Origin of the sequence: Microvirga sp. 2YAF29, assembly GCF_052114605.1 — a bacterium.
Lineage (GTDB): Bacteria > Pseudomonadota > Alphaproteobacteria > Rhizobiales > Beijerinckiaceae > Microvirga.
Genome location: NZ_JBFRFB010000014.1, coordinates 35,983 through 48,315, shown reverse-complemented (window position 1 = coordinate 48,315; position 12,333 = coordinate 35,983). Strand labels below are relative to the sequence as shown.

The 12,333-nt window shown below is 61.5% G+C and carries 12 protein-coding genes; 5 read left to right on the top strand and 7 right to left on the bottom strand.

The genetic code is table 11. The features are described from left to right. Positions 1-45 precede the first annotated feature (45 nt). Entirely contained in the window at positions 46-270 is a 225-nt protein-coding gene (locus AB4Y85_RS16590) for a NepR family anti-sigma factor (protein ID WP_441986026.1), read from the top strand. Continuing rightward, complete coding sequence (locus AB4Y85_RS16585; RefSeq protein WP_441986025.1) at positions 267-806, top strand: sigma-70 family RNA polymerase sigma factor; 540 nt, start codon at positions 267-269, stop codon at positions 804-806. Before AB4Y85_RS16590 ends, AB4Y85_RS16585 begins: the two co-directional genes overlap by 4 nt. Before the next feature lie 73 nt (positions 807-879). On the opposite strand, the gene AB4Y85_RS16580 is transcribed toward AB4Y85_RS16585, so the two are convergent. Continuing rightward, complete coding sequence (locus AB4Y85_RS16580; protein ID WP_009494036.1) at positions 880-1,053, bottom strand: DUF1328 domain-containing protein; 174 nt, start codon at positions 1,051-1,053, stop codon at positions 880-882. A 197-nt stretch (positions 1,054-1,250) separates the two neighbouring features. Here AB4Y85_RS16580 and AB4Y85_RS16575 point away from each other — a divergent pair, with 197 nt between their 5' ends. Next, positions 1,251-1,454, top strand: a complete 204-nt coding sequence (locus AB4Y85_RS16575) for a hypothetical protein (RefSeq protein ID WP_441986024.1) — start codon at positions 1,251-1,253, stop codon at positions 1,452-1,454. A 56-nt stretch (positions 1,455-1,510) separates the two neighbouring features. On the opposite strand, the gene AB4Y85_RS16570 is transcribed toward AB4Y85_RS16575, so the two are convergent. Both AB4Y85_RS16570 and AB4Y85_RS16565 read right to left on the bottom strand, forming a co-directional pair. Further along, positions 1,511-2,371, bottom strand: a complete 861-nt coding sequence (locus AB4Y85_RS16570) for an SDR family oxidoreductase (protein WP_441986023.1) — start codon at positions 2,369-2,371, stop codon at positions 1,511-1,513. A gap of 106 nt (positions 2,372-2,477) precedes the next feature. Then, positions 2,478-3,812, bottom strand: a complete 1,335-nt coding sequence (locus AB4Y85_RS16565; RefSeq protein ID WP_441986022.1) for a solute carrier family 23 protein — start codon at positions 3,810-3,812, stop codon at positions 2,478-2,480. 162 nt (positions 3,813-3,974) lie between these two features. On the opposite strand from AB4Y85_RS16565, the gene AB4Y85_RS16560 reads away from it, so the two are divergent. Then, positions 3,975-4,994 carry an alpha/beta hydrolase gene (locus tag AB4Y85_RS16560; RefSeq protein ID WP_441986021.1) on the top strand — a complete coding sequence of 340 codons (1,020 nt, stop codon included), beginning with the start codon at positions 3,975-3,977 and terminating at the stop codon, positions 4,992-4,994. Between the two features lie 127 nt (positions 4,995-5,121). Here AB4Y85_RS16560 and AB4Y85_RS16555 read toward each other — a convergent pair whose 3' ends face one another. From AB4Y85_RS16555 to AB4Y85_RS16545, 3 genes are all read right to left on the bottom strand, one after another. Continuing rightward, entirely contained in the window at positions 5,122-6,069 is a 948-nt protein-coding gene (locus AB4Y85_RS16555; protein ID WP_441986020.1) for an NAD(P)/FAD-dependent oxidoreductase, read from the bottom strand. A gap of 203 nt (positions 6,070-6,272) precedes the next feature. Then, entirely contained in the window at positions 6,273-9,158 is a 2,886-nt protein-coding gene (locus AB4Y85_RS16550; RefSeq protein WP_441986019.1) for a M10 family metallopeptidase C-terminal domain-containing protein, read from the bottom strand. 75 nt (positions 9,159-9,233) lie between these two features. Next, positions 9,234-9,734 (bottom strand): hypothetical protein, encoded by a 501-nt coding sequence (locus AB4Y85_RS16545; protein WP_441986018.1) that lies wholly within the window; start codon positions 9,732-9,734, stop codon positions 9,234-9,236. Positions 9,735-9,833: 99 nt separating this feature from the next. Between AB4Y85_RS16545 and AB4Y85_RS16540 the strand changes: the two genes are divergently transcribed. After that, a complete protein-coding gene (locus AB4Y85_RS16540; protein WP_441986017.1) occupies positions 9,834-10,712 on the top strand; it encodes an aldose 1-epimerase family protein in 879 nt (292 codons plus the stop codon). Positions 10,713-10,783: 71 nt separating this feature from the next. Here AB4Y85_RS16540 and AB4Y85_RS16535 read toward each other — a convergent pair whose 3' ends face one another. Then, complete coding sequence (locus tag AB4Y85_RS16535) at positions 10,784-12,205, bottom strand: mannose-1-phosphate guanylyltransferase/mannose-6-phosphate isomerase (protein WP_441986016.1); 1,422 nt, start codon at positions 12,203-12,205, stop codon at positions 10,784-10,786. Positions 12,206-12,333: the final 128 nt, after the last annotated feature.

The window sequence follows — 12,333 nt, the reverse complement described above, 5'->3', positions numbered from 1 at the left end:
GGTTGGCTATCCCTTAATAAAGTACGGGATGGCAAGGGGAATCAGATGACAGGTGAAAACGGTAACAAGCTGGTCCGGGCGCTCCCGGATGCATCGACCAGTGCAACGCTTGGTACCGACCCCAAACTCGATAGCGGAAGCCAGAAACGCATCGGCGACCAGCTGCGCGCCATGTATGACGAATTGATGCAGCAACCCGTCCCGGACCGCTTCAAGGATCTCCTGGACCAGCTGGATAAAGTGCCCACCAAGAAAGAGGGGTCTCAATGACCTCAGAGCCCGATCTGCGGGAGGCTCTTCTAGCGGCCGTTCCAGGCCTGCGTGCCTTTGCCATCTCGCTTTCGGGACAAGTCGACAAGGCGGACGATCTCGTCCAGGACACGCTGCTGCGGGCCTTGTCCAACCTCCATCGCTTCGAACCGGGTACGAACCTCAATGCCTGGCTCTTTACGATCCTGCGCAACCTCTTCCATTCCGAATACCGCAAGCGCCGTCGCGAGGTCGAAGATCCCGACGGCTCCTTCGCCGGTCGCCTTAAGGTCCAGCCCGAGCAGGGCGTGCACCTCGATTTCGAGGATTTCCGCGTCGCCCTCGCCCAGCTTCCCTCCGATCAGCGCGAGGCCCTGCTGCTGGTTGGCGCCTCCGGCTTTTCCTACGAGGAAGCTGCGGAGATCTGCGGCTGTGCGGTCGGCACCATCAAAAGCCGCGTGAACCGGGCTCGCATTCGCCTCGCTGCAATTCTGAACGTCAACGACATCGACGATCTCGGCCCCGACAGCATGACCCGCGCGGCGCTTCAGGGCTGATCCTTTTTCTCTTCAGAGCACATAAAAAACGCCGCCTCAATGGGCGGCGTTTTCAAGTCGGTTTATGCCCCGGTTACATGGGGCTTCGTCCGCGCAGCAGACCGATCACAGCCGAGATGGCGAAGAGAACGATCGCGACGAAGAAGATGAGCTTGGCGATCTCGACTGCCGTCCCGGCAATACCGCCGAAACCGAAGAGAGCCGCAACAAGCGCGATGATCAGAAACGTGACTGCCCAACCAAGCATGGTGTTACCTCGCATTACTTAATCGACGTGAAGCCGATGACGTCAGAACAACGCCAAGCGCGACTGTGCGGTTCCGCTCAAGGACTCGAGCTTCATCAGTTTCCACAACCTATGCTGAAGTATTGGCCGCGCTCCTTGTGAGTATGGAACCGACGTCGAATGGATACGTTTTTCCACAAGACTTGGGAGATATGCCGATGACCCGTTCCATTGCACTGCGCGCGTTTTTTATGTTTTCCATTCTTACTTTGCTCGCCGCCGTCACAGGCATGGCGTCCCAGGCTCAGGTAGCAGAAGCCCTCTTCATGATCGGCGCTTCCCTCTCCGCCATGATGCTCTTCTTCGCAGTGACCGTTTCCGGCCCCGCTCCTGTCCCGGTGCGTGTGCGCCGCGGCCGCTGAACGACACTCAATTCTCTTCCTGAAAAAGGCGGCTCACGTGAGCCGCCTTTCGTTTGTCAGGACTCGGTGGCGTCACCGCCATTGGGATGCAGGATCGAACCCGTGATATAGGATGAATCCTCGCAGGCTAAGAACAGGAAGGAAGGCGCCACCTCGTTCGGCTGCCCGGGACGTTTCAGCGGCGTGTTGGAGCCGAAGGTCTTTACCTTCTCAGCCGGGAACGTGGCAGGGATCAGCGGCGTCCAGATCGGTCCGGGCGCTACGCCGTTCACGCGAATTTTCTTTTCTGCGAGCTTCTGCGCAAGGGAGCGCGTGAAAGCCACGATGGCGCCTTTGGTGGAGCTGTAATCCAAGAGATTCGAGCTGCCGCGATAGGCTGTCACCGAAGTCGTGTTGATGATGGCCGATCCCTCTTTCAGGTGAGGCATGGCGGCCTGCGTCATGTAGAAATAGCCGAAGATATTTGTCCTGAACGTACGGTCGAGCTGTTCGGGGCTGATCTCGGCGATGTCGCCCTTCGGATGCTGCTCGGCGGCGTTGTTGACGAGCACATCGAGCTTGCCGAAGCGTTCGATTACCTGATCCACGACCTTCCGGCTGAAAGACGGATCGCCGACATCTCCCGCGATGGTCAGGCAGGTGCGCCCTTCCCGCTCCACGAGCTTCTTGGTGGCCTCGGCATCCTCCGTCTCGTTCAGGTAGACGATGGCCACATCGGCCCCTTCTCTCGCGAAAAGCACCGACACGGCCCGTCCGATGCCGCTGTCGCCGCCCGTGATGAGAACGGTCTTTCCCTGCAGTCGATTGCTGCCGGGATAGCGCGGCTCGTAATCGGGCCGCGGATTCATTTCCGTCTCGTGGCCGGGCTGCTGATCCTGCTCCTGCGGAGGAAGCGTCTGCTGTTGTTCGGAACTCATGGCATCATCCATTCTGAGAGAACGATGCGGGCAAATGGCATTCTAACGAGAAGAGCCCGCGTTGTGGCTCAACGCGGGCTCCGGATGCGTGTTCCTGCGGAAAGGCTTACTCGGCGGCTTGCGGATGCTCGGCCGCCTCAGCTGTGGTCATGCGCAGGAGATGGTAGAGGATGATGGCGCCGAAGGTCGCGGTGCCGATGCCGTCGAGCGTGAAGCCGCCGACATTGAGCTTGAAGTTGCCCGCACCCAGCACCAGCGCCACGGCCACCGTGATGAGATTGCGCGGGTTCGAGAAATTGACCCGGTTCTCAACCCAGATCCGGCCCGCCGTCGCGGCGATCAGGCCGAACACGACGATCGAGAGACCACCGAGAACCGGCCCCGGAATGGTGCCGATGAAGGCGCCGAATTTCGGCGAAAGGCCGAGCAGCAGCGCAAAGCCCGCCGCGATGAGGAAGACCAGCGTCGAATAGATGCGGGTCACGGCCATGACGCCCATATTCTCGGCATAGGTGGTCATGCCGGTGCCGCCGGAGGCGCCGGAGAGCATCGTGGCGAGGCCGTCGCCCATAAAGGCGCGTCCGAGATAGGGATCGAGGTTTCGGCCCGTCATGGCGCCGATGGCTTTGATGTGCCCCAGGTTCTCGGCCACCAGGATGATCGCGACCGGCGCGATCAGGCTGATCGCCCGCGTATCGAAGACAGGAGCCTGGAAGGACGGGAGGCCGAACCAGGCGGCTTGCCCGATCTTCGTGAAATCGATGGGCGCGCCGTAGCCCAGAATGTTCGCGAAGATGTAGTAGATCAGGTAGCCAAGAACACCGCCGACCAATACCGGCAGACGCTTCCAGATGCCCGGTGCATAGACCGCCACGATGCCGACGGCGGCAACCGTAGCAAGTGCGACCCAGCGGGCGAAATCGCTGCCGTTGGCATTGTCCGGCGTGACGCCCGAGGCGCTGTTGATCGCAATCGGCGCCAGCACGAGGCCGATGGCGGCGACGATGGCCCCGGTTACCACCGGCGGCATGATCTTTTCGATCCAGCGATGGCCCGCGAGCTGCACCACCACACCGATCAGGAAGTAGAGAGCGCCGGCAGCGATGATGCCGCCCAACGCCAGGGCGATGTTGGGATTGGGGCTGCCCACCGATGCGCCGGTGGCGACGAGAACCGGGCCGATGAAGGCGAAGCTCGAGCCGAGATAGCTCGGCACCCGGCCGCCGACAACGAAGAAGAAGATCAGTGTCGCAAGACCGGAGAACAGGATGGAAACGTTCGGATCGAACCCCATCAGGATCGGCGCGAGAACCGTGGCGCCGAACATGGCGACTACATGCTGCAGGCCCACGACGACCATCTGGCCCGTCGGAAGCCGCTCATCCGGCATGATGACCCCTTCATTCTTCAGGGTCCAGTTCGGCAGAAAACGATCGGTCATATCGACACCCCCATGCAATGACGCGATTGTGAGCCTAGACACGGGAGCGGGGAAAAGGCTAGCGGCGCAGCTCAGTTATTAACCGCCGCGAAGGCCTGAATTCTGGACAAGTGCCTGTGCGGCAGTCACACCATGACATCACGCGAAGCAATGAGGGCGACCATGCGCAAGAACCACGACCTGCCCCAGGGCATGGTACACAGCCTCCAGATCGACAGCGAATTCCTGAAGGGCAATCTCCTGGGCGACCCGAGCAGGCGGCGGATCGATGTCTATATCCCCGCAGGGCACGATGGGCGCGGCCTCCCTCTCCTCGTAGATCTTGTCGGCTACACGGCGGGCGGACCGGCCCACACCAACTGGAAGAACTACGGAGAGAACGTCCCCGAGCGCCTCGACCGTCTCATCGCCACCGGCGCCATGCCGCCAGTCGTGGTCGCCTTCCCTGACTGCTTCACCAGGCTCGGCGGCAACCAATACGTGGACAGCGCCGCCATGGGACCGTGGGAGACCTTCCTCATCCGCGAGATGTTACCCTTCGTCGAGGAGCGCTTCGGCTGCGGCGGGGACGGCCGCCGGGGCGTCTTCGGCAAAAGCTCGGGCGGCTATGGCTCCCTCGTCCATGCCCTGCGCCATGGCGGCTCCGTCTGGTCCGCGGCGGCCTCCCATTCCGGCGATGTAGGCTTCGAGTTCCTCTACCATCTCGGCGAATTCGCAGGCGCCCTGAGGCATCTGGCCGGACACGGCATGTCCATCGAGACTTTCCTGCGCAAGTTCGAGGAAGGTCCAAAGGCCAAGGACCAGGACTGGCACGTGCTGATGATCCTGGCTCAAGCCGCGAGCTTCGACCCCGATCCGAGCCAGTTCTGCGGCATCAGGCTGCCGGTCGACCTCGAAACCTGCGAGGTCATTCCGGAACGCTGGGACAACTGGCTGCGCTGGGACCCGCTGCGCATGGCCGATGACGGGCAAACCCAGGAGAACCTGCGCAAGCTGAAGTCCTTTTACATCGATTGCGGCGATATCGACCAATACAACATGGTCTACGGCTCACGGCTCTTGCACCGAAAGCTCGAAGCGGCGGGCATTCCGCACACCTATGAGGAATTCCCAGACAACCACTCCTCGGTGGATTACCGCATGGATACCAGCCTGCCGCTGCTGGCGAAAGCGCTTACATAAGGACTCCACCTCTCCGACATGGCCGGGCTCGTCCCGGCCATGTCGGAGAGGCACGGCGCCTCACAGCATCGGGATACCGGCACAAGGCCGGTGATGACGTGGGAGAACATATCTCGATGAGAGAAGCCTACGCCCCGCCCGGCTCATCCTCGGTCGGCAGTTCGCAGTGATTGTGAATATGCGTCGCGGCATGGGCGGCATGGCCCATGCCCACCACGATCTGGTCGATGCCTCTGACGATATCGCCCACCGCGTAGAGCCCCTTCACCGAGGTCTGGCAATGGCTGTCGACCAGGAGACCGCCTGAAGGATCGTGCTCGGCGCCAAGGGCGAGCGCGAGATCGGAACGGTACTGGAGGCCGAGGGCCGAGTAGAGCACATCGAAGCGGTGCTCCTTGCCGCCCACATGGATGGCAGCGATGCGGTCGTCCTCCATCTCCAGGGTGTCGACCGGGCTCTCCACCATCTTGATCCCATGCTCGTCGAGCCGTGCTCGCTCCTCCGGCTTCAGGTCGAGATGCTGGCCCAGGGTCAGCAGAGTCACGTCGCGGGAATAGGTGCGTGCGATGAAGACCGCTTCGCCGATCCCATGAGCTCCATAGGAAATCACGGCGATCTTCTTGCCGCGCGATTCATAGCCGTCGCAGATCGGGCAATAGCGCACCAGACCGCGCTGCACCGCATTGGGAACATCCGGCAGGTCGGGCTCGATATCCACGGCTCCGGTCGCCAGCACGATGCGCCGGGCCGCGATCTGGCTGATCTGGCAGTCATTGTCCTCGACGAAGGCGATGAAGCGGTCCGGCTGCTTGCGCAGGCCCGTCACCCGCCCCGGCTGGACCTGCCCGCCATAGCGCTCAAGGCTGGCCCGGGCGCGCTCGATGATCTCAGGGCCTGAGATGCCTTCGGCGAAGACGGGAATGTTGTGGCTCGTCGGGATCCAGGCGGCTCTTGGCGTGCCGCTGTCGATCACCAGGAAGCGGCGCCTGAACCGCGCCAGATAAAGCGCCGTCGTCAGCCCGGCAGGCCCGCCGCCGACGATCAGGCAATCCAGAATATCCGCGTTCGACCCCATCCGGTCCCGTCCCTCCCTTTGGCATACAGGAAGCACAACACATGAGTGGACGAAAAGATCGTCCCGGTGCCGCCGATTGCTGAGCTTCCGACGAGTTCTGAAGACCGAGAGGTCTTTCGCTGCCGCCCACGAAAAAGCCCCGGCAGGTTTCCCTGCCGAGGCCGAAATCAAAGCCGAAGGGGCTCGTTAGATGAAGGGGCTCGTTAGATAATGAAGATGTCGGTGGCCTTCAGGCCCTTCACCTTCATGATCTCGACGGCAGCGCCCTTACCCGATCCGTCGGCATCGTAGTAGAGTACGCCGGACTTGTAGACCAGGAAGTCCTTCTTGTCCTTCGCCTTGCTGATAGAGAACATGTTCGGATCGAGCTTCGCAGGCGCGTCGATTGTGCCGAGCTTGCCGAGCTTCTTGAAGACCGCACTGTCGAGGAAGATCTTGTCTTCGCCGGAACGGAAGTCCTTGATCTGGTCGAAGTTGGTCGCCTTGTTCGCCTTCTTGGTGAACACGAAAGTATCGCTGCCAAGGCCGCCGTAGAGGAGATCGTTGCCCTCGTCGCCATAGAGCACGTCATTGCCGGCATCGCCATACAGCTTGTCGTTCCCCTTGCCGCCATAGAGCGTATCGAGGCCGAGCCCGCCGTAGACCTTGTCGTCGCCGACATCGCCATAGAGCTTGTCGTCGCCGCTAAGACCCTTGACCGTATCGTTGCCCTTCATGCCGTTCAGGATGTCGTCCCGCTCGCCGCCGTTGAGCTTGTCGTTCGTGGTCTTGCCGTTCAACACCAGGGTGACTTCGTCGCCGACATTGATGGTGAAGGTCTTAACCTCCGTACCGCCCTTGCCGTCGCTGACCTCGACCTTGATCTGGTGAGACTTGGCCTCTTCGAAGTTGACGCCAGGACCTGCCAGCACAAGCTTGTTGCCAGAGATGGCGAACCGGCCGCCAGCGCTGTCGATGAGCTTGTAGATGAGAGGATTATCACCATTCGGGTCAAACGCGTTGAGAAGGCCAAGTTCCGAACCGACTTGAGCATCCTCTTTGATGAATTTAACGCTGAGGTCCAAGCCCGTCGGAGCCGCGTTGGGCGCAGTCGGAGCGGTCGAGGCCACAGTCACCGTGCCAGTCTGTTCAACACCAGGCGTGGCGTGGTTGGGATCCGTCAACTTCACTGTGAAGGTGATGTTTTCGGATGCGCCCGCCGCCAGGTTGCGCGGATCGAAGGTCAAACCACGCAGGAGATCCCGCAGGTTTGAAGGAGACGTACCTGTAACCGTGTAGGTAACGATACCGGTATCGTTGTCGACCCCCACCAGGGTCAGCCCCGCGCCTGTAAGCGCGCCCAGATTATTCTGGAACGTGATCGTGGCCACGGTCTGCTGAGATGCCTCATTGGCGATGGTCACGCCACCGAACGGCTTGACCGTGCCTTCGTTGGCATTGGCAGCGACCGGGGTGGTCGATAGCCCGCCAATCTCCGGCGCCGAGTCGTCAGCGCGCGAGTCCAGGATAACCGTATCGGTCTGAGGCGTGCCGGGAGTAAGGTGGGTAGGATCGACCACCGTCACCTCGAAGCCGATTTCTTCGGACTCACCATCCCCCAGGTCGCGCGGATTGAAGGTCAAGGCGCGGAGCTTATTCTGCAGATCGGCTGCGCTCGTGCCCATGACCCTGTAGGTAACGATGCCAAGCGTATTCGCTGCTTCTACCAACTCCAGGCCAGCACCCGCGAGTGCGCCCATCTCAGCTGTGAACTTGATAAACGCCGTGGTCTCCTGACCCGTCTCGTTGTTGATGGTCACGCCATCGAACGGATTGACCGTGCCCTCGTTGGCGCTGACGCTGACCTTGTCGCCCGGCAGACCGCCGATGGTCGGTGCGCCGTCAGCCGGCGGAGTGGCGGTGACAGTGACTGTGTCAACCTGCGGGCCGATAGCCGTGTCGCGCGGGTGACCCGCATCGGTCACCGTGAGCGTGAAAGTGGTGTCCGTTGCAGTTGCGCCAACCGTCAGGTTGCTCGGGTCGAAGTCGAGAGCTGCCAGGGCCGCGGCCAGCGCCGTGGCATTGGCTGCCGTGAGCGAGTAGACCATCGTGTCCGCATCGGTCACCAGCGTCAGGCCCGCACCCGACAGCACGCCGGCTGCCTTGGCGAACGAGATGAAGACGGTGGTTTCCTGACCGGTGTCGTTGGTGATCGTCACGCCGGCAAACGGATTGCCGGTGGCGCCGTTGGCTGCGATGTCGCTATTGCTCAGGCTGCCGACGGTCGGTGCGCCGTCAGCCGGAGGCGTAGCGATCACGGTGACTGTGCCGACCTGCTGGCCGGTGGCCGTGTCGCGCGGGTGACCCGCATCGGTCACCGTGAGCGTGAAAGTGGTGTCCGTTGCAGTTGCGCCAACCGTCAGGTTGCTCGGATCGAAGTCGAGGGCTGCTAGGGCTGTGGCCAGCGCCGTGCCATTGGCTGCCGTGAGCGAGTAGACCATCGTGTCCGCATCGGTCACCAGCGTCAGGCCCGCACCCGACAGCGCTCCGGCTGCCTTGGCGAACGAGATGAAGACGGTGCTTTCCTGACCGGTGTCGTTGGTGATCATCACACCGGCAAACGGATTGCCGGTGGCATCATTGGCCTCGATGATGCTCGCCGCTAGGCCGCCGATGGCCGGCGTCGTGTCAGCCGGCGTCTCCGGATTAACGTCCTTCAAGTACACGTCGAGGGACGCCTGTCCAGTGCGCGTGGACGGATTATCTTTGTCTACATAAAACTCAAAAGTGAGATACTGGAATGCAGCGCCGGCGAGATCTTCGATATAGCCGTTATCTTCATCCTCAAAATTGAGCATGGCATCGCCGCCAGCAGTGACGCGCAGGTAATATCCCATGACGCCATTATGCTCGCCGTAGAAAACCTCGAAGCGACCAAAATCTCTTGTTACAACGATGTCGAGGTTGGCAAGATCCAACTCCCCGTCCGTGCCCTCAAGCCGCCCGAGAATCGTACCGGTCGGTATGTTCTCGTTCACTTCCATCTGGTTGTCATTGATCGACGACTGTTCGCCGCCGTTATGAGAAATTGCAACAAGCCTAATTGACATGGGAGCCCCTCTTTATATGATATAGCGTTACTTTATATATTACAGGAAGGAGATGCAATGCCGTTCTCTCCTAGGTCAGATTATGAAGAAGTGTTCGTAGGTCAGCTCAGGTGCCAGGTTGCTGGCGTTGATCCTGAACTTCGCGAACAAGGTGGCCGTTCCAGCGCTGCCCTTAAAGAAGCCGTTAGGATCGTAATAGAGCGAGCCGTCCGTGGGATCGTAGATGATGCGGTCGTCGGCATCCACCGACACCTTGCCTCCGACTCTGAAAGCGCCCGGGGCCAGCATGCCCAGATCGCCAATTCCATTTCCGAAAACGCCGTCCTTCTTCAGCAGAAGCTTGTCGCCTTCGCTGGTCTTGAAGTCCAGGATCGTGTCCACATTGGTGCGCGCAATCAGTGCCGAGTCGAACACGACCGAGTCTGATCCAGTTCCGCCCGTCAGCGTTTCATTTACGTCAATCAAAGTATTGCCCGTGAGGCGCTCCGCAGGAACGTCCAGCACGGGCTTGTTGCGAAAGGCAGATCCGGCGCGCTCAGATGAGGATTGCCTCACGCTCTCGAAGGCTCTAGCCATAGCCACCGCTCTATAGAGCTTGTCTGAGCAGCGCCCATCAAGTCGAGCGGTACGGGCTTCACGCCGCACATTGACGGTTGTCTCGAAAGGTCTTCCCCCATGTCGATCACCCTATCCGGCCCCAAGCTTCAAGCTCAGATCAGTACGCTCGGCGCTGAGTTGGTTTCCTTGCGGGACGAGGCCGGGCGCGATCTTCTGTGGGATGGCGATCCTGCCTACTGGACCGGGCGTTCTCCCCTGCTCTTCCCGGCCGTCGGGCGCCTGCGCGATGACCAAGCCTTGATCGATGGGCGCCTCTATCCCCTCAAGCAGCACGGCTTTGCCCGCACGTCCGCGTTCGACATCTTGCATGCGGATGCTCAAAGTTGCCGTCTGCGCCTGAGTGCGAGCGACACGACGCGGGAGTTCTATCCCTTCGATTTCAGACTCGACGTGACGTACCGCATCGAGGAAGCCGAGTTGATCTTCACGGCATCGGTCATCAACTTGGGTGATCGGGCGATGCCGGTTTCCTTCGGCTTCCATCCGGCCCTGCGCTGGCCCCTGCCCTATGGCGGCGACCGCAACGCGCACGAGATCCGCTTCGAGAGAGCCGAGCCAGCCTCCCTGCACGTGTTGTCGGATGGACTGATCGGCGAGGCCTCACGTCAGACGCCCCTGCAAGGCGATCGTCTGGCGCTGCACGACGATCTGTTTCAAGACGGCGCTCTCGTGTGGAGCGAGCTTGCAAGTCGCAGGGTTCGCTATGGCGTCCCCGGTCACCGCTCCCTCATGGTCACGTTCCCCCAGATGCCGCATCTCGGCATCTGGACGAAGCCTGGTGCGGGCTATGTCTGCATCGAGCCCTGGCAGGGCTATGCTGATCCTGTCGGGTTCACGGGCGAGTTCAAGGACAAGCCCGGGATCGTCATGATCCAGCCGGGAGAAAGCCGCGACTTCTCGATGGCGATTACCCTCGATCCACCCAGCGCGGCCTGATTACCAAGATCAAATAAAAAGCTCCGGCCTGATGGACCAGAGCTTTTTTGTAAGGCTTTTAAAGGGCAGTCTTAGCGACCGTAGATATCCTCGACGCGGATGATATCGTCCTCGCCCGTGTAGCTGCCCACCTGAACCTCGATCAGCTCAAGGGGGATACGGCCCGGATTGGTGAGGCGGTGCATCGCGCCGATCGGAATGTAGACGGACTCGTTCTCGTGAATGAGGGTCACGCTCTCGTTCACCGTCACCTCGGCGGTGCCCTTCACGACGACCCAGTGCTCGGCGCGGTGATGATGCTTCTGCAGCGACAGGCGGCCGCCTGGCGTCACCATGATGCGCTTCACCTGGAAGCGGGCGCCGTGATCGATGCGCTGGTACCAGCCCCAGGGGCGGTACATGCGGCGGTGCTCGCTGGCCTCGGGGCGCTGCTTGGCGCGCATGGAAACCACGAGCTCCTTCACCATCTCGGAGCGGCTGCGCGAGGTCACGAGCACGGCGTCGGGCTTGGCGACCACGACCACGTCGTCGATGCCGACGACCGTGGTGAGGATCTCGTCGCTGTGGACGAGGCTGTTGCGGGACGCGACCACTTCCACGTTGCCGCGGATGGAGTTGCCCTCATCGTCATGCGGCGAAGCATCCCACAGGGCGCCCCAGGAACCGATATCGGACCAGGAGAAGGAGACCGGCAAAACGCCGGAGCGGTCCGTGCGCTCCATGACGGCATAGTCGATGGAGATCTTGGGAGCCTGCGTGAAGGCGGCTTCATCGAGACGGATGAAGTCGAGGTCGGCCGCGGCGTGGTCGAGAGCCTCACGCGCGGCAGCCAGGATTTCCGGCTGGAAGCGCTCGAGTTCCTCGATCATCACGTCGGCGCGGAACAGGAAGTTGCCGCTGTTCCAGAGGAAGCCCTGGTCGATATAGCTCTGGGCCGTCTCGGCATTCGGCTTCTCGACGAAGCGCTCGGTGCGGAAGGCATCCGTGCCCTTGATCGGCTTACCGGTCTGGATATAGCCATAGCTGGTGGCCGGGTATTGCGGCACCACGCCCAGGGTCATAATGTGTCCCTGGCGCGCCGGCTCGAGGGCCGCGCGGCAGGAGGCCGCGAAGGCGGCTGCGTCGTCGATAATATGGTCGGCGGCGATCACGAGCACCACCGTCTCGGGGTCGTGCTTGGCCGCATGGCAGGCCGCGACCGCGATGGCCGCGGCGGAGTCCCGCTGGGTCGGCTCAAGGATGATATCGGCGCTGGCGCCGATCTGGGCCAGCTGCTCCGCCACGATGAAGCGCACATCGTTGCTGGAGATGATGGTCGGGCGTAGGAAGACCTCCGGCGCGCTCACGCGCTGCACGGCGGTCTGGAAAGTCGAATGATCACCCAGCAGATCGATGAACTGCTTCGGCATGCTGTCCCGGGAGGCAGGCCAAAGCCGCGTCCCCGAGCCTCCGCACATGACCACGGGTAGGATCTTGTTGTCGCCCTCGCTCATAGCCAGCCCTTCTTTATTACATTTGGCGGTCCTAAACACCCGCCAACTTGGCGTCAACAGAAGACCTGCGGTTTTGGAACCCGATGAAAGGCATCGCGGACCCGATGCGACCCTCGACCGCACACACC